Annotated in this window: 27 protein-coding genes and 1 pseudogene; 23 read left to right on the top strand and 5 right to left on the bottom strand. The window is 48.2% G+C overall.

Going from position 1 to position 23,647, the window contains the following annotated elements:
• Window positions 1–436: 436 nt before the first annotated feature.
• The 14 genes and pseudogenes from KJS47_RS22540 to KJS47_RS22475 all read left to right on the top strand — a co-directional run bounded on the left by KJS47_RS22540 (window position 437) and on the right by KJS47_RS22475 (window position 10,649).
• A complete protein-coding gene (locus tag KJS47_RS22540) occupies window positions 437–775 on the top strand; it encodes a hypothetical protein (protein WP_213527960.1) in 339 nt (112 codons plus the stop codon).
• 46 nt (window positions 776–821) lie between these two features.
• Complete coding sequence (locus KJS47_RS22535) at window positions 822–1,157, top strand: hypothetical protein (protein WP_249716665.1); 336 nt, start codon at window positions 822–824, stop codon at window positions 1,155–1,157.
• A 357-nt stretch (window positions 1,158–1,514) separates the two neighbouring features.
• Window positions 1,515–2,033: an AAA family ATPase gene (locus KJS47_RS22530; protein WP_213527958.1), complete on the top strand. Its 519-nt coding sequence runs from the start codon at window positions 1,515–1,517 to the stop codon at window positions 2,031–2,033.
• Between the two features lie 382 nt (window positions 2,034–2,415).
• Complete coding sequence (locus KJS47_RS22525; RefSeq protein WP_213527973.1) at window positions 2,416–2,922, top strand: GyrI-like domain-containing protein; 507 nt, start codon at window positions 2,416–2,418, stop codon at window positions 2,920–2,922.
• Window positions 2,919–3,341, top strand: coding sequence for a DoxX family protein (locus KJS47_RS22520; protein WP_213527957.1), 423 nt, complete (start codon window positions 2,919–2,921; stop codon window positions 3,339–3,341). Before KJS47_RS22525 ends, KJS47_RS22520 begins: the two co-directional genes overlap by 4 nt.
• Before the next feature lie 209 nt (window positions 3,342–3,550).
• Complete coding sequence (locus tag KJS47_RS22515; protein ID WP_213527955.1) at window positions 3,551–4,126, top strand: metal-dependent hydrolase; 576 nt, start codon at window positions 3,551–3,553, stop codon at window positions 4,124–4,126.
• Window positions 4,127–4,214: 88 nt separating this feature from the next.
• Window positions 4,215–5,516: a protoporphyrinogen/coproporphyrinogen oxidase gene (locus KJS47_RS22510; protein ID WP_213527953.1), complete on the top strand. Its 1,302-nt coding sequence runs from the start codon at window positions 4,215–4,217 to the stop codon at window positions 5,514–5,516.
• Window positions 5,494–6,356: pseudogene (sigJ, locus tag KJS47_RS22505) on the top strand (RNA polymerase sigma factor SigJ). The gene KJS47_RS22510 and the pseudogene sigJ overlap by 23 nt, the downstream one beginning before the upstream one ends.
• Window positions 6,357–6,486: 130 nt before the next feature.
• Window positions 6,487–6,900: a YciI family protein gene (locus tag KJS47_RS22500; RefSeq protein WP_213527951.1), complete on the top strand. Its 414-nt coding sequence runs from the start codon at window positions 6,487–6,489 to the stop codon at window positions 6,898–6,900.
• Window positions 6,901–7,005: 105 nt separating this feature from the next.
• Window positions 7,006–7,401: a VOC family protein gene (locus KJS47_RS22495; RefSeq protein ID WP_213527949.1), complete on the top strand. Its 396-nt coding sequence runs from the start codon at window positions 7,006–7,008 to the stop codon at window positions 7,399–7,401.
• A gap of 227 nt (window positions 7,402–7,628) precedes the next feature.
• Window positions 7,629–8,423, top strand: coding sequence for an SDR family NAD(P)-dependent oxidoreductase (locus tag KJS47_RS22490; protein ID WP_213527947.1), 795 nt, complete (start codon window positions 7,629–7,631; stop codon window positions 8,421–8,423).
• A gap of 350 nt (window positions 8,424–8,773) precedes the next feature.
• Window positions 8,774–9,154, top strand: a complete 381-nt coding sequence (locus KJS47_RS22485) for a GntR family transcriptional regulator (protein WP_213527945.1) — start codon at window positions 8,774–8,776, stop codon at window positions 9,152–9,154.
• Window positions 9,151–9,999: an ABC transporter ATP-binding protein gene (locus KJS47_RS22480; RefSeq protein WP_213527943.1), complete on the top strand. Its 849-nt coding sequence runs from the start codon at window positions 9,151–9,153 to the stop codon at window positions 9,997–9,999. The genes KJS47_RS22485 and KJS47_RS22480 overlap by 4 nt, the downstream gene beginning before the upstream one ends.
• 5 nt (window positions 10,000–10,004) lie before the next feature.
• Entirely contained in the window at window positions 10,005–10,649 is a 645-nt protein-coding gene (locus KJS47_RS22475; protein ID WP_213527941.1) for an ABC-2 transporter permease, read from the top strand.
• A gap of 340 nt (window positions 10,650–10,989) precedes the next feature.
• Here the strand turns inward: KJS47_RS22475 and KJS47_RS22470 are convergent, their stop codons facing one another.
• Entirely contained in the window at window positions 10,990–11,454 is a 465-nt protein-coding gene (locus KJS47_RS22470; protein WP_213527939.1) for a phage tail protein, read from the bottom strand.
• A gap of 23 nt (window positions 11,455–11,477) precedes the next feature.
• Complete coding sequence (locus KJS47_RS22465; RefSeq protein ID WP_213527937.1) at window positions 11,478–11,957, bottom strand: GyrI-like domain-containing protein; 480 nt, start codon at window positions 11,955–11,957, stop codon at window positions 11,478–11,480.
• A gap of 101 nt (window positions 11,958–12,058) precedes the next feature.
• On the opposite strand from KJS47_RS22465, the gene KJS47_RS22460 reads away from it, so the two are divergent.
• The 3 genes from KJS47_RS22460 (at window position 12,059) to KJS47_RS22450 (ending at window position 14,818) form a co-directional block, all read left to right on the top strand.
• Entirely contained in the window at window positions 12,059–13,021 is a 963-nt protein-coding gene (locus KJS47_RS22460; RefSeq protein WP_213527935.1) for a helix-turn-helix transcriptional regulator, read from the top strand.
• Between the two features lie 148 nt (window positions 13,022–13,169).
• Window positions 13,170–13,784, top strand: coding sequence for a TetR/AcrR family transcriptional regulator (locus KJS47_RS22455; RefSeq protein WP_213527933.1), 615 nt, complete (start codon window positions 13,170–13,172; stop codon window positions 13,782–13,784).
• 14 nt (window positions 13,785–13,798) lie between these two features.
• Window positions 13,799–14,818: an alpha/beta fold hydrolase gene (locus tag KJS47_RS22450; protein WP_213527931.1), complete on the top strand. Its 1,020-nt coding sequence runs from the start codon at window positions 13,799–13,801 to the stop codon at window positions 14,816–14,818.
• Window positions 14,819–15,028: 210 nt separating this feature from the next.
• Here the strand turns inward: KJS47_RS22450 and KJS47_RS22445 are convergent, their stop codons facing one another.
• Together KJS47_RS22445 and KJS47_RS22440 are read right to left on the bottom strand one after the other, a co-directional pair.
• Window positions 15,029–15,673, bottom strand: coding sequence for an NADPH-dependent F420 reductase (locus tag KJS47_RS22445; RefSeq protein ID WP_213527929.1), 645 nt, complete (start codon window positions 15,671–15,673; stop codon window positions 15,029–15,031).
• 74 nt (window positions 15,674–15,747) lie between these two features.
• Entirely contained in the window at window positions 15,748–16,488 is a 741-nt protein-coding gene (locus KJS47_RS22440) for an SDR family NAD(P)-dependent oxidoreductase (RefSeq protein WP_213527927.1), read from the bottom strand.
• Between the two features lie 121 nt (window positions 16,489–16,609).
• Here KJS47_RS22440 and KJS47_RS22435 point away from each other — a divergent pair, with 121 nt between their 5' ends.
• Both KJS47_RS22435 and KJS47_RS22430 read left to right on the top strand, forming a co-directional pair.
• Window positions 16,610–17,515: a LysR family transcriptional regulator gene (locus KJS47_RS22435; protein WP_213527925.1), complete on the top strand. Its 906-nt coding sequence runs from the start codon at window positions 16,610–16,612 to the stop codon at window positions 17,513–17,515.
• Between the two features lie 274 nt (window positions 17,516–17,789).
• The gene (locus KJS47_RS22430) at window positions 17,790–18,335 is read left to right on the top strand and encodes a dihydrofolate reductase family protein (protein ID WP_213527923.1); all 546 of its coding nucleotides are present in this window, start codon (window positions 17,790–17,792) and stop codon (window positions 18,333–18,335) included.
• A 286-nt stretch (window positions 18,336–18,621) separates the two neighbouring features.
• Here the strand turns inward: KJS47_RS22430 and KJS47_RS22425 are convergent, their stop codons facing one another.
• Complete coding sequence (locus tag KJS47_RS22425) at window positions 18,622–19,251, bottom strand: sigma factor-like helix-turn-helix DNA-binding protein (protein WP_249716661.1); 630 nt, start codon at window positions 19,249–19,251, stop codon at window positions 18,622–18,624.
• Here KJS47_RS22425 and KJS47_RS22420 point away from each other — a divergent pair.
• The 4 genes from KJS47_RS22420 to KJS47_RS22405 all read left to right on the top strand — a co-directional run bounded on the left by KJS47_RS22420 (window position 19,201) and on the right by KJS47_RS22405 (window position 23,428).
• On the top strand, window positions 19,201–19,605 hold the full coding sequence (locus KJS47_RS22420) for a DoxX family protein (RefSeq protein ID WP_306433039.1): 405 nt from the start codon (window positions 19,201–19,203) through the stop codon (window positions 19,603–19,605). The two genes, KJS47_RS22425 and KJS47_RS22420, sit on opposite strands and share 51 nt — an antisense overlap.
• A 95-nt stretch (window positions 19,606–19,700) precedes the next feature.
• Window positions 19,701–20,435, top strand: coding sequence for an RNA polymerase sigma factor (locus KJS47_RS22415; RefSeq protein ID WP_249716659.1), 735 nt, complete (start codon window positions 19,701–19,703; stop codon window positions 20,433–20,435).
• A gap of 81 nt (window positions 20,436–20,516) precedes the next feature.
• Window positions 20,517–20,978 (top strand): VOC family protein, encoded by a 462-nt coding sequence (locus KJS47_RS22410; RefSeq protein WP_213527921.1) that lies wholly within the window; start codon window positions 20,517–20,519, stop codon window positions 20,976–20,978.
• 179 nt (window positions 20,979–21,157) lie between these two features.
• Window positions 21,158–23,428, top strand: a complete 2,271-nt coding sequence (locus tag KJS47_RS22405) for an ATP-binding cassette domain-containing protein (protein ID WP_213527919.1) — start codon at window positions 21,158–21,160, stop codon at window positions 23,426–23,428.
• Window positions 23,429–23,647: the final 219 nt, after the last annotated feature.

The following is a 23,647-nucleotide window of genomic DNA, read 5'->3' as shown; positions in this document are numbered from 1 at the left end:
TAGTAACTAGCCTTGGGAGGGGTTTTGTTTTATGAAAATGACTGATCTCTGGACGTTGTACGATGACAAACGCATTATGGGTTTTAGTCCACATACGTTAAAAGCTTATTCCCTTCAGTTTAAAGTACTGACCCGTGAAATTGGAAATTATTAACAAGCGTGGTTGAAATACCTCCTCTAGCCTAAGCGATCTAGTTATATATGGAATCGCTGGTATTGATGGTGAGGCCTAGTCTGGAGAATCTCGGCGAGGTTCCCTAAAACAGATTCCGCTAACGGGTACGTTAGTTGAATAATGATTCAGCGGCAGCCGGCCACTCGATCGGCTGATTTTTTGTTAAGCTAACGGGCAGAAAAGCGCAATAACCGCATCATAACGGCTCTTGTAAGTTTAAATGAGAAAATGGTTGTATAAGGGGGAAGGAGGATTATGAATATGGACAAAAAAAGAGCCTTAAAATGGATTCCAATAGGACTAATTATGCTCTTAATAATTATGCTAATAACTACGCCTAATCATAAAAAGTTTGATAAATGGGTTATGCAGAAATACAGAATTAACTGTGAATTCGACAGAAACGTTGGGAGTTTATGTTACAAAGACGGGGAGGAAATAAACTCAAAATCTTCTCATTTTAGAAATGCTGGAATATACGCTTCGTATGAAATAAACTATAAATATGAAAGTGGGGAAAAGGAAACCTTTAGAACACTTGGTGTTTTAGGTACACTAATTCAAATGAAAGAAGGATATTTGTGGGAAGTATTAAATTAAATCTGATGCTCTCTTATTTCCTAAGCTAATGGAATACGTTAGTTAAATGCTGAAACAGAGGCAGCCGGCCACTCGCTCGGCCTTTGACGATGATATTCCACATTTAGAATTTTATACGGTTCCATATGTAGATATTATGGCAAAAGATAGTAAAGGTGGATTTATCGGAACTGTTGGTCAACAATGTGATTTGGAAAGTGACTCACCAATTTGTTATATCAATAGGGATTTAGAGTGCTTGATAATTTCTGAAAATGGAGAAGATTTTCTGAGTAATATAGAATCATGGCAAGACAACTTGAAACCCTATGATAAAATTACCGTTTACCGTTCGAAAGTAGAAGCAGAAATGGAACTAGAATTTATCGATTTGTCTGTCTGATAGTCCTCCGTCATTATAAATTCATATTGAATTAACGGAGTGCGATTGTTCCATAAGGACAGTCGCTTATTGTGCTAACGGGGCAGTATAGTGGAATAACACAAGCAGGAAAATTGCATCTTATCGGCGTATTACATATAGCACAAAGAACATTCACCTTTGGAAGGAATGATTACAATTACCGAGAGGTAAATGAAAATAGTTGTTTAATGAGAATAAAGTATTAGACAAAAAAATATTGTTATAGACTAAGGAAATATAGTTTTAGACTGAAAAAGTTATTGAACTATTGGGCATTTAGCGACAAATAGAAACATCTAATATATTGTGCTTATCTAATTGAATGGAGGGTCTGCCATGGGCATTAGGAATTATCTGATTGGAGGCGTTTCCGGCGCCGGCAAAACTACAGTCTGCAACGAATTGCAGCGGCGCAACTACCATGCCATTCATGGTGACCGTGAATTGGCTTATCAAGGCGATCCGGAAACTGGTACCGCGACGGATGGCTTTAAACCCGAACACCACATTTGGCATGTAGATAAAGTAAGAGCTTTGGTCGGCAATCAGGATGAGCCGGTAACATTCTTCTGCGGTGGTTCATGGAATTTTTCCAAATTCATCGATCTCTTCGACGCCGTGTTCATCCTTGAGGTCGACTTGGAAACCTGTCTCCAGCGGATTGATGAGCGAGTGGCACTGGACCCAACTGACTGGGGTGGCAGACCAGAGGAACGGGAATTCTGTGCGCGCTTGCATCAAACGAAAGAAGGCGTTCCTAAAAACGGGATTATTATCGACGCCACCGCACCGATCGCACACGTCGTTGACGAAATCCTCCGTCAAATCGAAGCAAATGAACGCCAACGACGGTAACTTACGGGTGCTCAAGGACAGCCCAATACATCAGTGCACTGGATACGAATAAGACCATCCACTGCGCTAACAGGATACGATAGCTCAATTAACCGCCTTTTCTCAAAGGCGGTTTTCTTATGTCACAAATCAACATTAAAAAGAAATAAAGAATAGTAGTGCTTTTTTATTTGCGGAGTGAGGAGATTGGGTTTGGCCCGAAAGTTTTGTGCGAGACCATTTACGCAATCGAGATGAGAAGGCCATCCCGCAAAGGATGGCCTTTAAACTTGCTTTTTTCATCGGGCCCTCTAAACAGTATCATTTTTTGACATGATTGAAGATTATGATGAACCCATCAAATGGAAAAACAAATTACAAATCAAAAAAAGGAGCTGGGATGATGGCAGCATATACCCTTGAGGAAAAAGACAGCTTTATCGTTCTAGGTATTGGAACGGAACTGAAGAGCGAGTACACGGACTATGCCGGCATGAACAAGGAGAAGGAAACCTTTTGGCGGACAGTGGAGCAGGATGGAAGGCTAGACTCGTTAAAGGCAGTTGCTGCGAACGACTACATCTTTGCTGTAAACGAATTGGTAAACCGCAAGAGGATGTATTATGCCGGCGTCATGACAGAAGCATCGATACCGGAAGAACATAGAGGGATCCAATTCCCTAAGGGTCGATACCTTGTCATTAAAGGCGAAGCGAAGACGGCTGATGAGCTGAGCAGCATGCTTACCGGCATTGCCTTTGGTCAAGTCTTGCCGGAAGCAAAGGATTTCGCCTATGTCGGCGGGCCCAATGCTACGGTTGAGATGGGGCAGCGAGATAGCCTCGTATATGGCGAAATGTGGATTCCGGTTGTGATGAAGGAAACGAGATCAAAGGAGGAATGGCAATGAGTACGATGACCGGTAATGAAAAAATCGCGAAGGTGGAAGCCCGCCCTGTTGGAAGGACGGTCGCTTATTGGATCGTCACTATATTTCTCGCATTCTCTATTGCATTAAGTGGGATCGGGCAATTGATGCGATATGGTGGGAATGTCGATTTGGTAACCGATATTGGGTTCCCGTTATATGTCACGAACATTCTCGGAGCTTGGAAATTGCTTGGCGTCATTGCGATCGTCATGCCAGGTTTCCCCCGGCTCAAGGAATGGGCTTATAGCGGTATCTTTTTTCTAATGACGGGTGCGGCCTTATCTCATGTGTTCGCTAATGATTACGGCAATGGTGGATTCCATATTATTCTTCCGCTTTTCTATGCCGCGCTTGGCATCGCTTCCTGGGCGCTGCGTCCAAAAAGCCGCAGACTCTAGTCTAGTATGCGTTTGCGAAATTCCAACAATCTCCGCAACATAGAAAAGAAAAGGCCATCCGACTAAGGATGGCCTTAAAACTTGCCGCCACTAGGCTAGTGGCGTTTTTTGATGTGCGAAAAAAGCTGTTGACACATAAGTAACCGGTGGTTATATTATAACCAAAGGTTAGTAACCAATGGTTATACAATTTGAAGGGGAGTGTAAACATGTTTGCAGGACATTTCGGTTTGGCGGCCGGAGTACGGTCGAAGGCTCCGGAAGTTCCGCTTTGGGCATTGTTAGCGGGTTCGCAGCTGTTGGATATCGTGTTCCTTCCGATGATGATGAATGGCGCGGAATCAATGGATGACAAAACAATCGGCAGCGGTTACGGGGAGTTGATCATTCACGCGGATTACACGCATTCACTCGTCGGAGCGTTTTTCTTGTCCATTCTTGCAGGTCTGCTGGCATGGAGTTTGTGGGGAAAAAGAGCGAGCTGGATCATGGCAGGCATCGTCTTCAGCCACTGGGTGCTCGACCTCGTCGTCCATCGCGGGGATATGCCGCTTTTGCCGGGCAACTGGGGCGGCCTCCCGCTGCTTGGGCTTGGCGCATGGAGGTGGCCGTGGTTATCCTCTGCGATAGAGCTTGCTTTGATTGCAGCCGGTTTGTTGATGTATGCCAGGTTTAAGCTGAAGAACAGCCAAGGCGCAAAGAGCACAAAAGGAATCCTCCCCGTCGTCGTGCTCTTTCTCGTTCTCGTAGTACTGCTTACCTCGGACGTTACGGGAATCTTTTAAGCTGTCTTAAAAAATATTTATGCTCTTCTGTCACACTTCACCTCCCCTTCCTGTCATACAGGTAAAAATTCGAAGGGGATGAAGAGTGATGCAAAAGGTTGATGTGGTCGTGGTTGGTGTAGGGATAGCGGGTTTAACCGCTGCAATATACGCAGCCAAAGCCGGGAAACAAACGGTGGTCATTGAAAAACAGAATCGCTTAGGCGGCCGGGCCATGACCAACAAGAAAAAAGGAGCTTACTTCAATCTGGGCGCGCATGCCATGTATGCGGGAGATGCGTACGCGACTTTCCGGGAATTGGGACTGACCTTGCAAGGAAAGAAACCTTCGACTGACGCTTATGGCGTTTGGAAAGGGAAATTGAAAATCTTGCCTATGGATATGAAATCCTTGTTTACGACCCCGCTGTTGTCTTGGAAAGGAAAGATGGAGTTTGCTTCCTGTCTTATGAAAGTTTCAAAAGCGGATACGCGTCAATTTGACCGGATCAGTGTCCGCGAATGGGTCGAGGGGAATATGCAAGATCCCATGGTGCGCAATCTCTTTTATTCGTTGCTTCGTGCCGCCAGTTATGTGGCCGGGCCGGATTTGCCGGCCGCGGGTCCTGTATTGAACCAGCTGCAGAATGCCCTTAAAGGTGCGTTGTACCTGGATCGGGGCTGGGGCCAATTGATCGAGGAAATGCGGCAAAAAACATCCGATCTGGGAGTGCGGTTATTAACAAATACGAAAGTCTCGTCCATCGATACCACTGGCGGGATCGTGCGGCAGGTTCTCTTTGAAGACGGAACGAAAATCGAGACGGACCATGTTATCCTTGCCACACCGCCTTCTATCGCAAAGGAGTTGGTGCCCTTTGCAGAAAAAACCGCGCTTCATACCTGGAAAGAACAAGCGATTGAGGTCACCGCGGCTTGCCTGGATGTGGCCTTGAAACGACTTCCCAAGCCTAAACAACAATTTGCATACGGGATTGATCAGACCGTGCTTCTTAGCAATTATTCGCGTGCGGCTTATCTAAGCGACGATGGCGCGCAGGTCATCTCGCTCATTAAGTACCAAGGGAAAGAAACGGACCCGGATAAAGATTTGCACGAACTGGAAGGCTTGCTGGATTTGATGCAGCCAGGATGGCGGGAAGAATTGGTTGTCAAGCAATACCTTCCTAAAATGATGGTTTGTCACGACTTTATGCATATGAAACGTCATGAGAATCCCGGACCCGCTGTCCCGGAAATCCAAGGATTATATGTAGCAGGAGAATGGGCGTCGCATGGGGAAGTGTTGGTCAATGCCGCGACGGCAAGCGCCAAAAGAGCCATCCAACACATGCTCTCTCTCGAGGGTAAGGAGAGGAATGCCTTTAATGAACACAGAAGAATTATATAAACGTTATAAAAGGGAGCTGTTTTCGTTAGCCTATCGAATGCTCGGCAGCGTCATGGATGCCGAAGATATCGTTCAAGATGCTTTTTTGAGCTATGACGGACTGTCTGACGTCGGGACAATCCAAAACGAAAGGGCATTCCTATACAAAATTGTAACGAATCGTTGTCTTAATCTTCTGGGCTCGTCGGCCAAAAAACGAGAAACGTATGTCGGTCCATGGCTTCCGGAGCCCCTGATTGAAAAAGGGGCTTCGGACGACGATCCATCCAATAGATATTTGCGGTCGGAGTCGATTTCCACAGCTTATCTTCTGCTTCTGCAGCAATTGAGTGCAACGGAAAGGGCGGTTTTTCTTCTTCGGGAAATTTTTCATTATTCGTTTGAAGAGATTGCCGATATAGTTGGGAAAAGCAATGCGAATTGCCGGCAAATCTTCCACCGCGCCAAAAAAAGCATCCATTTCGACCCGGACCAACAACCGTCGGTTTCCTTTGCGGAGGAAAAGATTAAAGAGTTTGTGAATTCCCTGCTGCAAGGAAATACGACGAGCTTCTGGAACTGGTTTGTGAGAATGTTGTGCTTTACTCGGACGGCGGAGGCAAAGTAAGCGCGGCACAAGTGCCGGTTGTCGGGTTTGAACAAGTGCTGAAGCTTCATCAAAAAGTGATCAATATGCATGCGGGGAAACTTACGTACTCGTTCCTCATGGTGAACGGGCTCCCCGGAATCCACATTCGTTCGGATGAAGGGATTCAATACGTTTATTCTTTTGCTTATCGAGATGATAAGATCGAAGCGATTTATACGGTCGCAAATCCGGAAAAGTTAAGACATCTATAGAGTTCTGCTTAAAAGCTCGAAAGGAGCGCCGAGGCACTCCTTTCTTTTTTTCGCCGGTAAACCCGTTAAGGAGAAGCGTGTCACAAATGACGGCAAACTGACATGTTCTCAAATGAGGAGGAGAGGAATCATGAGATTTATGATGATCGTGAAAGCAACAACGGATTCTGAATTGGGGGTAAAGCCAAGTCAGGAACTGCTTGACGCCATGCTGAGGTATAACGAGGAGTTGGCGAAGGCCGGGGTGCTGCTTGCCGCGGACGGTTTGCAGCCCAGTTCCAGCGGCATTCGAATATCGTATCCGGAGCCGGGCGGAAAGCCGAAAGTGGTGGATGGACCGTTTACCGAGACCAAAGAAATCATTGCAGGGTTTACTCTGATCGAAGTAGAGTCGCGAGAAGAAGCAATCGAGTGGGCGATGCGCATGCCGGATCCGCATGGGGGCGGGCAGGGGGAGATTGAATTGAGGCAAATTTTTGACCCGGACGAATTGTCTTCAGACGAAGAAACAAGAGAGAAAATAAAAGGGCAGTTCCGATTGTGAATCTCCGACATATCGAAGGAAAAAAGTTTTTTGGTGGTTGTCGATTTTTTCGGCTGCCGTTCGTCGTTAAGTTGAAACTAAAAAATTGAAAGGTTGTTGATGAATATGGCAGCGAAGCTGGTTCCTTATTTGATGTCGGAGGATGCAAGAACACAAGCTGAGTTTTACAAGAATGCGCTAGGCGGTCAAATTCATTTTGTCAAAACGCTGGGCGAAGTTCCAGGGACTCCTGAAGAGGCCAAAGAGAAAGTCATGCATATGGTCCTCACGGTGGCTGGAGAAAATACGGTGTTTCTGTCCGATGCTTTCCAACCCGCTGAAGGCAGCCGAAAGATTAGCCTTTCTCTAACCTTTGACGACGAAGCGGAGGCTCGTACGGCGTATACGAAACTCGGCGAGGAAGGAACGATCCAGTTCCCATTCGAACAGCAGCCATGGGGAGCTTACTATGGGGAAGTGGTGGATCGGTTCGGCGTTACGTGGCAAATCGTCAAACAGTAAACCTTCGATGAGAGTAACAGAGATAGGGGCCGTTAGGTGAGAGGACGGCGAGAGCAAAGAAAGGGCCATTCTGCATAAGGATGGCCCTTAAACTTGCTTTCGTTCCCAACTAGCCCCCATAGGTCAGCTAACCCAATCAGTTGTTTGGCAGCGAGCTGCTGCTGTTTAAAAAAACCTGAGTTCGTCAATGCTGGAAAATTAACAACGCGACTCTGGGAGGGACCTATATGCATCTGAATTTAGAAGGAAAAACAGCACTGGTTACTGGGTCTACAGCAGGAATCGGAAAAGCCATTGCCATGTCCTTGGTGGCGGAAGGTGCCGCTGTCCTTATTAATGGACGCCGTGAAGATAAAGTAAAGCAAACGATCGAAGAAATTCAAGCAAAGTATCCGGACGCTAACCTTCATCCCGTAGTAGCTGATCTAGGAACCGAACAAGGATGCCAAAAGGTTATTGAGACTTACGCGGAAGTAGACATTCTTATTAACAACCTGGGCATTTTTGAGCCTGTAGACTATTTCGACATCTCTGATGAAGATTGGTTCAAGCTGTTTGAAACCAACATCATGAGTGGCGTTCGCCTTACGCGCTGGTATGTAAAACTAATGATCCAGAGAAAAGAAGGCAGAGTCGTCTTCATCGCTAGCGAAGCAGCGATTATGCCATCTCAGGAGATGGCTCATTATAGCGCGACCAAAACGATGCAGCTCTCGCTCTCCCGCAGTTTAGCGGAGCTGACGCAGGGAACCAATGTGACGGTCAATACGGTTATGCCGGGCTCCACTTTAACAGAAGGAGTGGAGACGATGTTAAACAGCCTTTATCCGAATGAGAACTTGACGATGGAAGAAGCGGAAAAGCGATTTATGAAAGAGAACCGGCCCACCTCCATTATTCAAAGGCTTATTCGACCCGAAGAAATTGCGAACCTCGTCACCTTCTTGAGCAGCCCTCTTTCCTCGGCCATTAATGGCTCCGCATTACGAATAGACGGGGGATTGGTGCGCAGCGTGTTTTAAAACGATCAACTCTTACCGACTTCCAACACTTGTTTGCCTGTTATGGCGACAAGTGTTTTTTGCTTGGAAGGAGCTGAGCGGGAGGGAAGCAGGAGATTTCGTCAACCTCGGGCTGTGAAAATCGCTGCTATCCGGTTGACAGGATAAATTCTAGGGCTGATATCGTCATGGAATCGATAGAGCAAGTAGACAAAGGTAACGGAGAAGGCCATCCTGCAAAGGATGGCCTTTAAACTTGCCTTTTAAAGAAACAACGGGGTTCCCTGTATGATGAAGTGCATTGACAAGGATGGAATTACTGTGTATCCTGTGCATGTAGAAAATACACAGTTGTGTTTCGTGGAGGTCACATGAAAATTATTATATCCAATGCGTCCGATCCGCCGATCTATCAACAAATCAAAAATCAAATAAAGGATGCCATCCTTCAGGGCGAGTTAAAGGAAGGAGAACTGTTACCTTCTATTCGTGCATTGGCGAATGATTTGAAAGTGAGTGTGCTTACAACTCGAAGGGTATACGATGAGCTTGAGTCGGAAGGATTTATTACAACCAAAGCAGGCAAAGGATCCTTCGTAGCTAAGGAGAATTTTGAATTGCTGCTAGAGTCTAAACGGCGCATGGTTGAAGTTAAGTTAACCGAGGCTTGGGAAACCGCGCGTCTGCTTGGAATAAGGAAAAGCGAACTGTATGCGATGATGGACTTGCTTTTTGAGGAGGAAGAAGAATGAAACCCGTTTTGGAGGTTAGTGGGTTAAAGAAACACTTGGGAGATTTTCAATTGGAGGATATGAGCTTTTCTTTACCCGAGGGGTGTATAACTGGATTCATTGGGGTGAACGGTGCTGGGAAAACTACAACAATTAAATTAATCCTTGGCCTACTATTGCCGGATGCGGGGAATATTAAATTTTTCGATAAAGAGATCCGGAACAATGAACGGGAATTCAAGAACCGTATTGGAATTGTTTTGGATGAAGGGTATTTCTATGAGGAGCTTACGTTATTGGAAATGAAAAACGTTATGGCGGCAGCCTACTCCAATTGGGATAACAATAAGTTTAACTACAATATGGAACGGTTTGGTTTGCAATTGAATCAAAAAATAGGGACATTGTCCAAAGGTATGCGTATGAAATACGCCATTGCGTTGGCCATATCTCATAACGCTGATCTTTTAATCATGGATGAGCCGACTAGTGGTCTTGATCCCCAGATTAGAACGGAATTAATGGACATTTTACTTGATTATGTTAAAGACGGGAAAAGCGTCTTTTTATCTTCCCATATTACTTCTGATTTAGATAAAGTTGCTGACATGCTTATATTGATTGATAACGGGCGGGTCGTATTCAGGGAAGAGAAAGATAACCTATTAGATCAACATGGACTTGTAAAAGGGGATAAAAAGGAACTGAATGATCGGACAAGAAGCTTATTTTTAACTTTGCATGAATCGGAGTATGGCTTTTCGGGATTAACAAAAGAAAAAGCGATCGTGCGTCAGCAAATGAAAAATGTGCTTTTGGAAAGACCGTCGATTGAAGATATTATGTTGGGCTATATAGGGAGGTGACCCGAATGCTTATTCCCCTTTTGAAAAAGGATTTTCTGCTAGCAAAAAAATATTGGGTCATAATGATGATTGCAGCAATCGTGTTCCCAGTCTTTATTCAAACGAAGCTTATTTTGGGTGAAGTTTTTTTATCTTTTTTTCTTAGTACTTTGTATATTGTTTTCTTGCTGTTCAGTACGGTTTCAATGGTGGAAGAAAAGTACAGAGGCGCCGCTCTTCTTTGTACGACTCCCTATACGAGAAAGGCACTTGTGAAATCAAAATACCTTTTTATCATTTCAATCTTTGTCGGCTGCTACATCTTTTATACTCTTACTGTTTTATTAAGTCCAATTAAAATTGGTATGCTAGATCTATATGATATTGGGCGGACATTCCTTATCATCACTGCTGTTTTCGGAATCGCTATTCCGGTTCAGTATCGATTTGGTTATGAGAAGACAAGATACATTTTCTTCTTTTTCATATTCGTGACGCCATTTATTTTGCCGAACATTATGAAGTTGTTACAAAATAATGAGTCCACCGTTCGAGACTTAATCTCTTTTCCAGGGCCCATATTGGGCTTGCTGCTTGTTGGGGCGGCTCTTGTTATAGGGGGGATCTCTCTAAACCTATCGATTCAGATCTATTCTAAAAAAGACTTATGATCTGAAACATGTTTGGACATGGGCGCAATACCGGGAAGCTTCAGGAAAGAATTCGCTGAAGAGACAGAGAGGAGTGAGCAGCGATGAACTTAAACTGGAGAAAGATCTCCTACTGGATATTTGGAACCATTCTTGCCGTAACTGCGTTGAGCCAAGCTATCGACAAGAATTATCTGGCTATATTTCCGCTTATAGGTTCAGTCGCTTTTTTCATCAATGCTCGGCGAACAAATAATTAAGTTTTTAAACAAGTCAAACGACCCACAAGAGGACACTTTTTCCAAAGTGTCCTTCTTGTGGGTCGTTCCATTTAAGGGAGAGGTGCTGGTTTTGGGTTCCTTTAATACTCTCCTTTAATGACGAAAAACGAACCGCGAATCGTGCCGGCCAGTTTAGACTTCTGACGGGCGAACTTGAACTTTTCTTCTAATTCCTTGGGAATCTCCATCCCCTCGCACAGCTTAAAGCCAACAGCCCGCTTCTTGGGGTCATCCACCGTATACATGACATTGAGGGCAAGACCATCCTCATAGAAAACGTAGGCGAATTGGATGTTCTCCACTTGAAAACGCGACGTTTCTAATGGTGTGGCCGCAAACACAATATCCCGTTCTTCTTTCAATATTCGGTTCACATAATCCAGTGTCTCCTGGCTTTCGCTAGCTGGTACAACTTTAAAGGCATGCTTGTATTTGTTCATGAAGTAACGGGCTTCATTAGCACGCAAACCGGCAAGCGCTTCTGCGACAGGAGAGGACTCTAAGCCAACGGTAGACACATCTTTGAAATCAACGACATACGACAATGCCGTCCCTCCTTCCATGTTCCTTATTTTCTAACGACCGGAATCCATAGTTCGCCAACTACCAAGCCGTCTCGCTCACCCATCTCAACCGTTGTATTCGGCCCGCCGACATAGGCGAAATCCTTTGCTTCCGGCAGGACTTGTCCGAAGGCAACGCCGGTCAGCTTATTACCAAGCTCCTCGGCCGTCTGTCCTTCCCCTTTCACCACCAGGTATTCCCCCTTGGGAAACTGGATCATTCTGGTCGCTTCCGGCAGCGATTTCTCTGTCAGGACGCCGGCATAATACATCATCTTGCTATTCACCGCCTCGCTCACAGCAAAGATGTAGTCATTGTCGGCTACTGCTTTTAATGCGTCAAGCTTTCCATCTTGCTGGACAGCCTCCCAAAACTCCGCCTTTTCCTTGTTGATGCCGGCATAGTCCGTGTAGTGGCTTTTCAGTTCGGTTCCAATCCCCAATACGGTGAAGCTGTCTTTTTCCTGCAGGGTAAATTCGGCCATTATTAAAGCCCTCCTCTAATTCATTTGTTTTGTGTTTCCGCTTGATGAGTTTATAATAGCTCTCAATGGTGTCAAAAAGTGAACCTGTTTAGGGGGCCCCGATGAAAAAAGTTGAACGGATAAACATCATCATGCGGTATATCAACAACCGCGCCCACTTTACCATCTCAGAAATCATGCAGGAATTCAATATCTCTCGGTCAACCGCTATTCGAGATATTAGAGAAATCGAAGCGATGGGCATGCCGCTCGTCGCGGAAGTCGGGAGGGACGGGGGATATTTCGTCATGAACAACTCCGTCCTGCCGACCGTTCGCTTTACCGACAATGAGATTAAAGCTCTCTTCATCGCCTTTATGGCCACAAGAAACCAACAGCTTCCTTATCTCAAGAGCCGCCAGTCCTTGGCAGAAAAACTGCTGGGCCTCATCTCGGAAAACCAGCAGGATGACCTTGTTCTTTTGAATCAGATCCTGCTGTTTGAAGGGACAAACCCCCATAATCCCGATCTGCTAGACCTGTCGGATCTTCCCCATCCCATGTTGGAGGCTCTCATCCAACTCCTTCTAACGGACAGCTATTTATGGATTACTATCCAGGAAGAGAAGGAGCTCCGGTCGTATCCTATCTATCTCTCGCACCTTTATCGGGAAAAAAGCCTCTGGCTCATTGAAGGCTTTGACTTAGAGGAGGAGAAGAGGAAGATTGTCCCTGTCGACCATCTCACCGAGATCAAACCATACGATACGAAAAAAAGAATAAGCAAAAAAAAGATTTTAGAAAAACTCAATAGGCAGGAAGAAGCTATTAATCTTGTTCTTGAGCTTGGTCCAAAGGCGATTGCCCAGTTCAAAAAATACCATCCTTTGAAGGTTTCCCTCTCTTATACGAATCCCTACCAAACGACAGCGCTACTCAAGACGTTTATCAATGTCAACAATCCCGAGGAATTGTCTGAGCTGACCAGCTGGCTGCTGTTCCTTGGGGAGGATCTCAAGGTCAGGGAAGTGCCGGAAGAAGTTCTGGAAGGTTTACAAGGAAGATTACGCCTATTTTGCCCTTAAATGTGTCAGTTGAAACCCTGCAGGAGCTTGGCCGGACTCGGGTACCGCCTCCAAGAACTCTATCTCAGTTAAGATCACTCGTCGATCAACTGTTCTCTTGACATTCTAACTAACGATCGTTAGAATTTCGTTCGAGGAGATGTGACGAATGAAAACTTCCCCTTCTACCAAAGAGAAGATACTGGATACGGCTATTGATTTGTTCTCGCATTCCAGTTATAGCGATGTCTCGATTCGAGACATTACCCAGGCCGTTGGGATCAAAGAAAGCTCCCTATACTATCATTTCAAAAGCAAAGACGAACTGCTGAACCATATCTTTGATATCTTTCAACAAGAAATCCAAAAGGTATGCCCTCCGGTTGAGGTGCTGGATTCCCTTCTTGCTGCTACGCCTCCGGAAGTTTTTTTGCAGCAGGGCTTACAAAAATTCAAATCCTATATCTGTGACAGCCCCCGGGTTTCCAAAATCTCACGCATTGTCAGCACCATGCAGTTTAGCCATCCTAGAGCGCGCGCGATTATCTTGAATAATCTCTATGAACAGAACATAGCCTTTCTGGAAATCGTCTTTACCAAATGGATGGAACAGGGCTATATTCACGAATATCCTGCCAGGCTGCTTGCGGCCGAGTATCAATATCCCGTTTTTTCGTTCATTACGCAGTACCAAATTATGCAATTCGATGGACGTGACACCTCAAGCATAGACAACCAACTGAACGATCACGTTTCCTTTTTCTTTCAAAAGATAAAAAAATAATTCAGGGGTGTCCTATGAAGTGGCTTTCGAAAAGGGATTTCGTCATAAAGGGAGATGGAATAAGCAGGGTAGAGAACGTGCCCATAGGCGGGATCAACCAGAGTCTGTTAATCCAAACGGAGAAGCCCGGGTCGCCTATTCTGCTCTTTCTTCACGGGGGACCGAGCATGCCGGTTCCCGGCGTTTCCAACCGGGGCTCGGATTACGCATTGGTCATGACGACGAAAGAATTGGTCAAGCATTTTACGCTCGTGTTCTGGGACCAGCGGGGAACAGGCAAATCCTACTCCAAGCATATTCCCGAACATACGATGAATTTAAAGCAATTCATTCAAGACGGCTACGAGGTCACGAACTATTTGCGAAATCGGTTTGAGCAAGAAACCATCCACCTCGCCGCCCATTCGTGGGGGAGCGTGATCGGACTATCGCTCGCCTCGACTTATCCGGACGCCTACTCTACCTATACCGGGTTCTCTCAAATTACGAACTGGGTAGAAAACGACAAGTTAAGCTACAAGTGGCTGCTGGAACGAGCAAGGGAGAAGAAGGACCAAAAAGCGTTACAGGAGCTGCTGGCCGTCGGTGAGCCTCCCTATCTGGAAAGCTTTAAGCAGTGGGCGGTGATCCGGAAATGGCAGCTTAAAAACAAGTCGATGTTCCACGACGCCGGCGACAAACAGTCCGCTACGTTTTTTTCAGGCCTTAACCTTATGCTGCGTTCCCCGGACTATTCTCTGATGGACATTTACAATTCCCTTGTCAAAGGCTTCAAGCTCTCCTATACAGAAGAATTGCTGAACGATATTCATACGTTCGACTTCTTTACAGAGGCTCCCAGTTTGCGAATGCCCGTCATGTTTATTCACGGAAGGCAGGAAAAGCATGTCATGCCGGAGCTCCTCACGCGCTATTTTGAACAGCTCGATGCTCCAAAAGGAAAACGGCTGCTATGGTCGGAAAACTCCTCCCACGCCTTTCATTTGGCGGATGCGAAAGAAAATGAGCAAAGATTGATTCAGTATTTGCTTTAAAAGAAACGATCCTATATATGGAGATGGACGTATGCCTCTTCTTGCTCAACTCCTGATTTTTGGCATCACGGGACTATCGCCCACTCAAAGCACCATACAATTAAAGGCCGATGGCGCGGACGGCCGTTATAAAGTTCTAAGCAAACGACATGGAGCTGGCTGCGGCCAGCTCCATTGTTTGGTTTTAGGAGGATGAGGAACCCTCTCAAGCTAGTCCGTCCCCATTCCAAACAGACGAAAAGACACATAAGGGTAGCTTCCGTAACGCAAAGCCACCTCGCGCTCAAACAGCGTCATCCGTTCAAGGGTTCGGTTGTTTTGTAAGCCGCCGCCGTCCAGCACTCGAAACGGAATGCCTTGGAGGAGTGCCATGACGCATGCTTTGGCCTCTTCATGATCGGACGTAACAAAGACATCGCTCGTAAGTCCTTGATGAAGCGGTTGTTCCAGCACTGAAAAGAACGTATTCTTGAAAGCCCCTACCACCTTGGTTTCCGGCAGCAGCCGCTGCAGCTCCTCTGCCGCCGAAGTTCCCCAATCTAACGTAAAAGCGGTAAAGTCCGATGTGAACGGATTGGCTATATCGACCAAAATCTTGCCGCTTAGTTGAGATTTATGTTCCGCCGCCCAGGGGAGCAAATCCCGATACCAGAAAGTAGGGAAGATCACCTCTGCTTCCAATGCCGTTTCGTTAGTGACCGGTTGGATAAGGCCGCTTATCCCTTCCGTTTCCCGAATCTTTTGCCGCACTTTAGCCAAAGAACGAGACCCCCACTGTAAATCGGGAATCATCTCACCGAGTACCCTAACGAGTCCGGTCCCCATCCGGCCTGTTCCGAGAATACTTACTCTCATCCCTCATCACCTCGACTGATTAACAATAAAAAGATAAAGGTTCGATCAAGCTTCCGTCCGTTCTGCGCGTGCAGCTATAATGTTTGCCCGCAGTCCACGGTGATCAGCTGACCGGTCATCGCATTCAGCGCCAGGGCGGAGCAGATCGCTTGAGCAATCTCTTCGGGAGTGGAGATGCGCTGCAGAGGAAGATTCGGAGCCAGCCGGTTCATCTGCTCTTCCTTCCCGGCCCACCATCTTGTGGCAACAGCGCCCGGCACAATGCAATTCACCCGAATATCGGGGGCGAGGGCACGCGCCAAAGATCTCGTCAGCCCGTGAACGGCTGCTTTGGATACGGCGTAGGGAAGCGAGGAACCTAGACCCGTCATTCCGGCGATGCTGCCCAGATTGACGATCGCTCCTTGCCGCTGCTTCTTCATGAAAGGGGCTACCGCACGAGCGCAATGAAACATCCCTTTCACGTTCACAGCGAACAGGTCATCCCAAACTTCCGTTGTGGCCGATTCCAGGTCATCTATCGGAATATGGCGGGTAATACTGGCGTTATTCACGAGCAGGTCGACGGTACCGCAATGCTGAACAGCGGTTTGGACCATCGCCCGGACTTCGGTGTCGCAGGAGACGTCGGCCCGAATCGCGATGGCTTGCCCTCCAATCTGGATAATTCGGTGTACGGTTTCTTCGGCATCCGCCTCCGAACGAGAATAATTCACAAGGACGCGTGCCCCGCGCTCGGCCAATGCCAAGCTGGCTGCTCGGCCAATCCCCGTGCTTCCGCCCGTGACTAGAGCTACTTTGTTCTTGAACTCCATCTCGACCCCACCCTTTCTTTCTGCCTCTCGGTTTACATTGTAAGCCGGCCATTCTGTTTTGTATAATTGAATTCATTGAATTGTATGTTCAAAATAACTGAACGACAGCGAGGGCCGAACCATGGATCTCAAATCATTAAAGACCTTCCAGGCTATAGTCAAGCATGGAAGCTTCATTCGTGCGGCGCAGGAAATGAATTACGCCCAGTCCACCGTCACGATGCAAATGCAGAAGCTGGAATCGGAACTAGGCGTTCAGTTGATGGAGCGAGGCAAAGAAATCGGCCTGACGAAAGCGGGGAGGCTGTTCCACGACCAGAGCCTGCAAATTGTAAAGAAGATGGAACAGCTTCAGACCAGCCTGTCGGATATGAAATTGGGCGAAGCGGGACAAATCCACATCGGCGTAACGGAGCCGACGGCCAGCTATCGGCTGCCGGGGATTGTTGGCAAGTTTCTGTCTCTCTACCCGAACATCCGCATTTCGATTGCCATCTCGAATACGCCGGTTCTGATCGAGCAGGTCCGGAGGGGCGAGCTTGATTTTGCGCTTACGACGGCACCCGGGACGGGGGAGGGCTTGTATTATGAGCCGTTGTTTGAGGAAGAGTTCGTCGCTTTGCTTCCGCCAACCCATCCGTTAGCGGAGAAAGACGTCATCGTACCGGAAGATCTGCGAGAGTACCGGCTGCTCATTACCTCCGCGACATGTCCTTATCGCAGAAAGCTGGAGATGGTGATGCAGGAGAAGGGAATCGCCGGGCTCGATACGATGGAGATCGGAAGCATGACCGCGTTGAACCATTATGTGGAGAACGGCTTGGGGATTGCCCTCGTCCCCCAAATAATAGTCGATGCTGATAGGAAGGGATTAGATGCAAGACCAATCGGTGATGGCCTTGTCCATATGAGCTTCGGAATCTTGTGTAAGGAATCGGCCTATCCGTTCCAATTGGCCGCTCATAAGCTCTATCAATTTCTGAAGCAAGCGTTGGCTGGGCCGGTAAAAGAGCCGGAGATCGTTTAATCAGGCTAAAAGCGAAACCCCTAGTTTATTCATTGGTAAGCAGCAAAAACATGGGTTTGATCTAGGCACAAAAAACGCACTGTCGCAGACAATGCGTTTTTTGTGCTTTTTTGAGAATAGTAATCCATGAGAAATTGTTCACATGCCTCATGTTAAAATAGAGTTCGTGAGCAACGAAAAATGCAACTGCCAGTCTTGTTTTATTGCGTCCGTCGACAATAGATGGTACATGTCAGAACTACACGCGCTAACGAACAATCAGAGGAGAATGAAAATGAGAAAAGTAGTTGTATCCGAGTTTGTATCGCTGGATGGCGTCATGGAGAATCCGCAGTGGACGATCCAATTTCGTAGTGAGGAAACAAAGCAATTCAAGTTCGATGAACTGAAAGCAAGCGACGCTCTTCTGCTTGGACGCGAAACGTATGTTAACTTTGCAGCGGCTTGGCCTAAACTGATCGAGCAAGAAGGGGAATATGGCCGGATGATGAACGGTTACCCTAAGCACGTGATTTCAACAACCCTGGAAAAAGTGGAATGGAACAATTCATCGCTGATCAAGGGCGATATCACGGAGGAAATATCCAAGCTGAAGCAGCAGCCTGGTAAGGATATCTTGGTATTTGGCAGCTGCACGCTCGTTCAAACGCTGATGCAGCTTGACCTCATCGACGAATATCGGCTCATGGTTTTCCCAGTTGTGCTTGGAAACGGAAAACGTCTCTTTGGAGAAGGGATCGATAAGAAAGTGCTGAAACTGGCGGAAACAAAAACATTCGGTTCAGGTGTCGTTGTTCTGACTTATCTTCCGGAAAGATAAGATTGATCAGGGAATCAACTACGAGCTTGCGGGAAAACCGTCTTTCGGGCAATATGGCGTGATGCTGACGGACTGAAGACTAATTACCAGTTACTGACTTGAACTGCATAGTTATGACAAGAAAAACCGTCAGGGAAGTTCGCCCTGACGGTCCTTTTGAGTTTGGAGGATATCTGAAACACTGTATTCGTACCCATGCACTCCTTTATAATACTCCGGGTACATCTCTCCTCCACACTGTTCACATGTGAATTTAGGCGGGACACCTTAAATTTATTACTGCGGCTCATTCCTTCATTTCTGCTAAGTCGAGCTGACGAACCCGCGCTGGATCGGCAACCATATCGATCTCGGTGATCTTGCCATCCATAATCTTGAATTCGAGTACGAAAAGCAGTTGACCGCGAGGAGCAACGACCGCGCCAACAGATCCATTCACGAGCACCGGCCGTGCACCCTGGGCGCGGCCAGCGAAACCTTTGGCCACAGCTTCGGCACCATGAACAACTGGCCATGCTTTGACCGGAGGGAATGCAGGGTCTTGCCGAAGCACAACATCGGGATCTAATACCGTTAGAAGTTTCTCAAAATCTCCAGAACGCGACGCAGCTAGGAAAGCATCGATGAGCTCCCGCTTTCGCTTGAATTCCTCCGAATCTGCAGTCACTTTCGCCCCCTGAACCCGATGACGTGCACGGCTTGCCAGCTGTCTTGCTGCAACCTCGTTACGCCCTATGATCGGAGCGATTTCCGAGAAAGATAAGTCGAAAATATCGTGCAATACAAATGCGATGCGTTCGGCTGGACTTAAATTTCCAAGGACCATCAGCATCGCAAGACCAACGGAGTCAGCCAACAATGCTTCGTGCTCGGGATCGCTTCCGTCTTGGTGGTTTATCGGTTCAGGTACAGTCACCAGCGTAAGCTCTTCACGTCGCGCTTTGCGAGATCGCAGCATATCCAATACTATGTTTTTTCAGGCTCCGCAAAGGTCGCAGGAGCTAACTATTGGGCAGATATCTTTACCAATTTGGGGTTGCCTAGTTGGTTTCGTGTCGTCACAGGTCTAGTCCAGTTAGTCGGCGCCGCAATACTCATAATGGGCTACTGGGTAGCGGAGGCCGTCGCATGGGGAGGGATTTGGCTTGGACTTGTCATGCTAGTGGCGTGCCTCGCACATGTCCGGGTCAAGGATTCTTTCGGAAAGACGTCACCAGCCCTCGTCTTTACTGCGTTAATCACAATTCTAGTCGTAACAAATGCAGCTTAACTCCTTTTCATAATAAGCATCAAAACTAAGGAAGTAAAAATATATTGTTAAAGTCCTTGGTGTGCAAGGACTTTTTGTTTTTTGGAGATGCCTCTATGTTTATTCTTGAGATTCTCAAAAATAAACAAAGGGAAACGGCCATCTGCCTCGAATCCATCAAGATGGACTGGAAAGAGATTCTATTCAAATACAGCATACGGCTAACAGGGAACCGCTGGGACGCAGAAGATCTTGCTCAGGATGCCATGATCAAAGTGATCGAGGCGGTCCGAATGAACCCGGAGAGGCCTGTTACGAAAGCTTATTTATACCGAATAGCGAAAACGACATGGATCGATGGCCAGCGGGCTCAAAAAATCCGAACCGTGCCATTTGACGGGAAGGAGGAAGCGGCGGCCCCGGGTTCTTTGTTGTCCAGTCTGGAGCTGCTGGAGCAGCTAGCGGAGCGGCTGTCCCCTCGCATGTGTGTAATTATTCTGTTAATGGATGTGTTCGATTTTACGGCAAAGGAAACCGCAGCAATCCTTAAGATGAGAGAAGCCGCAGTCCAAGTATCGGTAGGCCGAGCTCGCCTTAAACTAAAGCAATTGGCTCACGAATCAACGGAAGCCGGGTCGATCCGAGCCGTTAAGCCCAAAAAGGAATCTGGCGTGGATTTCCATGCGTTGGTCGACGCTTTTCGTAGATGCGATCCCCATGCAATTTACCGAGCCTATATCGGGCTGGCTCAAGAAGGCGTTCAGCTCGCCCAGCTCAAGGCAGTGAGCGGTCACTTGCAGTTTACGTTCCGAGATCTCGACGGCAATTTGTTTTGCGTTAGCGCCAACTAATTTTTTGAGGACTGTTTGGTTTTTGCTTCCATTATCGTTTCTTAAAAGGCAAGGCTAAGAACAGGGGAAGGGATGATCAGAATGTCGATGAGGGAAGGGAACACTTTGAAAGCGGTTTGTTCCATCTACGTGCCGGTGAACCATGCGCTTAAGTCGGCGCAGTGGTGGCAGCGAAATTTTGGGTTAGCGTACGCGGTGCCGTTTAACGAGGGGGAGAATCAAGCCATTTTAAAGCTGTCTGACGGGCAATGGCTGCACTTGGTGGAAACAGAGGGGCCTATCGATAATCAGTTCCCCAATAAAGAGGGGTACGAAATGTTCAGACTGACCTTTGAAGTGAGGCAGATCGAGGTGCTGTATGACCGGCTGAAAACCAATGGGGTAAGAGTCGAAGAGCTTAAGGACCGCGGAAGCTGTGGAATCAACTTTGTTTTTTATGACCCGAACGGCAATAAGTTTGACGTGAATGAATGCGTAACTATTCATCGTACGCCGGAAGAAGTGGAACGGGTGAAAGCTCATCTCTTCCATCTGGTGAAATAAAGAGAATCCTAACTTGCCGGTCTAGTGAGAGCAAGGGAACCGTAGTAGCGAAGGGACGTCCCCAAAAGGGATGGCCTTTCTTTCTATTGGGGCGGAAAAACCAGAAAAGGAAGATTAAGAGAAAGGGGATAATGGTACAATGAAAGAATAGGAAGAAAGACTAGCGGAAGGGTGAAAGCATGAACGAATGGAAGCAGGAATATATCGTCATCTCGGGGGCGAGGGAAAACAACCTCAAGAACGTGTCCCTGCGCATCCCCAAGCGCAAGATCACCATCTTCACCGGAGTATCCGGATCCGGCAAGTCCTCGATCGTCTTTGATACGATCGCCGCCGAGTCCCAGCGTCTCCTGAACGAAAACTTCAGCATGTTCGTCCGCAACTTTTTGCCGCGGTTTCCTCAGCCTGAGGCAGACGCACTCGAGAATCTGAACATGGCGGTGGTTGTGGACCAAAAGCGGCTGGGCGGAGGGTCCCATTCCACGATGGGCACGATTACCGATATTTCTCCCATTCTCCGGCTGCTCTTCTCCCGCGTAGGTCAGCCTTATGTGGGACAACCGCACATGTTCTCGTTTAACGATCCTCAGGGCATGTGTCCCGAATGCAGCGGGCTCGGCCGCAGCCTGGTTGTCGATATGAGCAAGGCAGTGGACATGGAGAAGTCGCTCCGGGAAGGGGCTATCTTGCTGCCGGGCTATTCGGTGGACGGCTTAGATTGGGCGATGCTCGTGCAGGCGGGTCCTTTCGATCCGGACAAGAAGCTGAGCGATTATTCGGAGGAAGAGCTGGAGCAGTTGCTGTACGGCAAGGCGAAGAAAGTAGGGACACAATTCGGCGGGAAGACCGTGAACATTACGGTGGAAGGCGCCATTGAGAAATTCACCAACAAATACATCAAGCAGGATGTGAAGACGAAGTCCGAGCGTACGCAAAAAACAGTTATGCCTTACATCGTCGAGGGGACCTGTTCCACCTGCCGTGGTGCAAGACTCAGTCAGGCCGCGCTTAGCTGCAGAATCAACGGACTCAACATTGCGGAAATGGCATCCATGGAGGTCGGCCGGCTCCTGCGCGTCGTTCGGGAGATCGACCATCCAGCCGCCGCGCCCATCGTCAAGTCGCTGGCGGAGCGGCTCGAGCATTTGGTGGAAATCGGGCTCGACTACTTGACGCTGGACCGGGAGACGGATACTTTGTCCGGCGGCGAGTCACAGCGGGTCAAGATGGTGAAGCACCTGAGCGGCAGTCTGGTCGATGTCGCCTACATCTTCGACGAGCCAAGCGTCGGCCTGCACCCCCGCGATGTCCACCGGCTCAACGGCCTGCTTCAGAAGCTGCGCGACAAGGGCAACACCGTGCTCGTCGTCGAACACGATCCCGACGTGATCAAGGTGGCGGATCATATTGTCGACGTCGGACCTTATGCCGGCAGCCGCGGAGGGACCGTCGTGTATGAAGGAAGCTACCAAGGGCTGCTGGAGGCCGATACACTGACCGGCACCCATATGAAGCGGCCGCTCCAGTTGAAGCCGGAATACAGGCAGCCGGCGGGCAAGCTGCCCATTCACAATGCGACGCTGCACAACCTGCGGGATGTGAGCGTGGAGATTCCAGCCGGCGTGCTGACGGTCGTGACCGGTGTCGCCGGCTCGGGCAAGAGTACGCTCATTCACGATGTCTTCCTGAGCCAGCATCCGGACGCGGTCGTCATCGACCAGTCCGCGATCGGCATATCCACCCGCTCGAATCCCGCGACCTACACGGGCATTATGGATGATGTGCGCAAAGCGTTTGCTTCGGTGAACAAGGTAAGCCCCGGTCTGTTCAGCTTCAACTCCAAAGGGGCTTGCGAGAACTGCCAAGGGCTCGGGGTCGTGTATACGGACCTTGCTTTTCTCGACAGCGTGAAGCTGCCGTGCGAGGTGTGCGAAGGCCGACGGTTCAAGGAAGAGGTGCTTGCCTACAAGCTGGACGGCAAATCCATCGCGGAAGTGCTGGAGATGACGGTGGAGCAGGCATTAGGGTTTTTCCAGCTGAAAGAGGTGGTGCGCAAGCTCCAGGCGATGAAGGATGTGGGGCTGGACTACCTCACGCTCGGCCAGCCGCTCAGCACGCTGTCGGGCGGGGAATGCCAGCGCATCAAGCTGGCGAGCGAGCTGCATAAGAAGGGCAGCATCTACGTGATGGACGAGCCGACGACCGGCCTGCATATGTCGGATATCGGGCACATTCTGGAGATTCTGAACCGTCTCGTGGATGCCGGCAATACGGTGATCGTTATTGAGCACAATCTCGAGGTGATCAGCCAGGCGGATTGGATCCTCGATATGGGACCGGACGGGGGAAGCAAGGGCGGCCAGGTGGTGTTCGAGGGCACACCGGGAGAGATCGTTCGGTCAGAGCAGTCGATTACGGGAAGGTATTTGAGGGAGTCCCTTCGAGGCTAGGAGACTGCCTGGGAAGAGGTTCGCCGTGCGTTCGGGAGGTACCGTTAACCCCCAGGCGATCCGACGAACGCCGGAGTCCCGCTCGACTTGCAGGGGGGGAACGGGAGTTAGGCCAGGAGGCGATTATTTTTCGGCCGAATAGGTTGGCAAACAAGCAGGATCCTCGCTTCTTCATACGCTGAGAGCAGAGAGTGAAGCACGAAGAGGAGTTGACCTGTT

Source organism: Paenibacillus sp. J31TS4 (genome assembly GCF_018403265.1).
Lineage (GTDB): Bacteria > Bacillota > Bacilli > Paenibacillales > NBRC-103111 > J31TS4.
This window is presented reverse-complemented; position numbering and strand designations above follow the sequence as displayed.